At 64.5% G+C, this 1,243-nt stretch carries 2 protein-coding genes; both read left to right on the forward strand.

Features of this window, described 5'->3' with window-relative positions; all coding sequences use genetic code 11:
- Positions 1 to 408 (forward strand): HAD-IA family hydrolase (locus Q8K99_00005; GenBank protein ID MDP2180937.1); only part of this gene is annotated, 408 nt, incomplete at its 5' end.
- Positions 409 to 436: 28 nt separating this feature from the next.
- Positions 437 to 1,003 (forward strand): antibiotic biosynthesis monooxygenase, encoded by a 567-nt coding sequence (locus Q8K99_00010; protein ID MDP2180938.1) that lies wholly within the window; start codon positions 437 to 439, stop codon positions 1,001 to 1,003.
- Positions 1,004 to 1,243: the final 240 nt, after the last annotated feature.

Genomic DNA, 1,243 nt, shown 5'->3' on the forward strand with positions numbered 1-1,243 from the left:
GAGCTCATCGGCACCGCGAGGTCGCTCGGTTGTCGCATCGGCCTGGCGACAGCCTCGTCGTGCGCGGCTGCGCGCCACGTACTCGGCGCAATCGGGCTCGCCGACGCATTCGACTTCGTCGCGACCAACGACGACGTCAACCACAACAAGCCGGACCCCGAGATCGACCTGCTCGTCGCCTGCGAGCTTGGGGTGGCCCCTGCGGAATGCATCGTGATCGAAGACTCCCCGTCCGGGGTCCGGGCCGCCCTGACAGCTGGGATGCGCTGCATCGCGGTGAGCACCGACTTCACCCGAGAGCGGCTCCACGCGGAAGGGCTGCTCGGCGAAGAGTGGATCGTGGACGATCCGGCACTGCTTCAGGCGACGCTTCGGCGAGCATTCGCCGAGGCTGATGGCGACGGCTAGGAACCCCCGACAGACAGGATTGATCCGAATGAGCGAGTACGCAGGACCTGTGACCGTAGCCGTGTCGAGGCGCGTCCGTCGGGAACGCGAGGCTGACTTCGAGACGTGGGCGCTCGGAATCTGCGAAGCGGCCGAGAGGTTCCCCGGGCACCTGGGGGCCGGACATATCAGACCGGCTGAGGCGGGTGGCGAACACACAATCGTCTATCGCTTTGACACGCCTGCCAACTTCGAGAACTGGCAGAACTCGCCCGAGAGATCGAGCTGGCTTGATGCCTCGCGCGAACTCATCGCGGGCGAACCCCGCGTCGAGAGGGCCACAGGGTTGGAGTTCTGGTTCCATGACCCTTCGTGCTCCTACGGGACGCCCCCTCCTGTCTGGAAGCAGGCGATCCTCACGGAGATCGGCCTCTACCCGACGGTGCTATTCGTCGCCTACACCGTCGGTCTGCTCATTGCAGGGTGGCCGCTGCCAGTCCGGTCGCTCGTCACCACCGCGCTATCCGTGACGTTGATGACGTGGGTCGTGATGCCGGTCGTCAGCCGAGTGTTCAGAGGCTGGCTGCGGTCCAGGTCGAGTACGTACAGCCCATAGCCGGGGCCTTTGCCGTGACCCGAGTGAAGACGGCCCCCGCGGCATTCCGCGCAACAGGGACTGCTATTCAGCTGCACGAGTGCGCCGTCACATACTCTGAGCTGCGGCTTTGCCCCAGACCCACTGTCAGCACGAAGACAATTGTAGCCCGATTTCGCACTCGAAATCGGGCTACCCGGGCCTCTGACCTGCGAACAAATGGTGCCCCCAAGGGAATTCGAATCCTGATTGTGCTTGTGA

The organism is Actinomycetota bacterium, from assembly GCA_030682655.1.
Taxonomy (GTDB): Bacteria; Actinomycetota; Coriobacteriia; order Anaerosomatales; family JAUXNU01; genus JAUXNU01.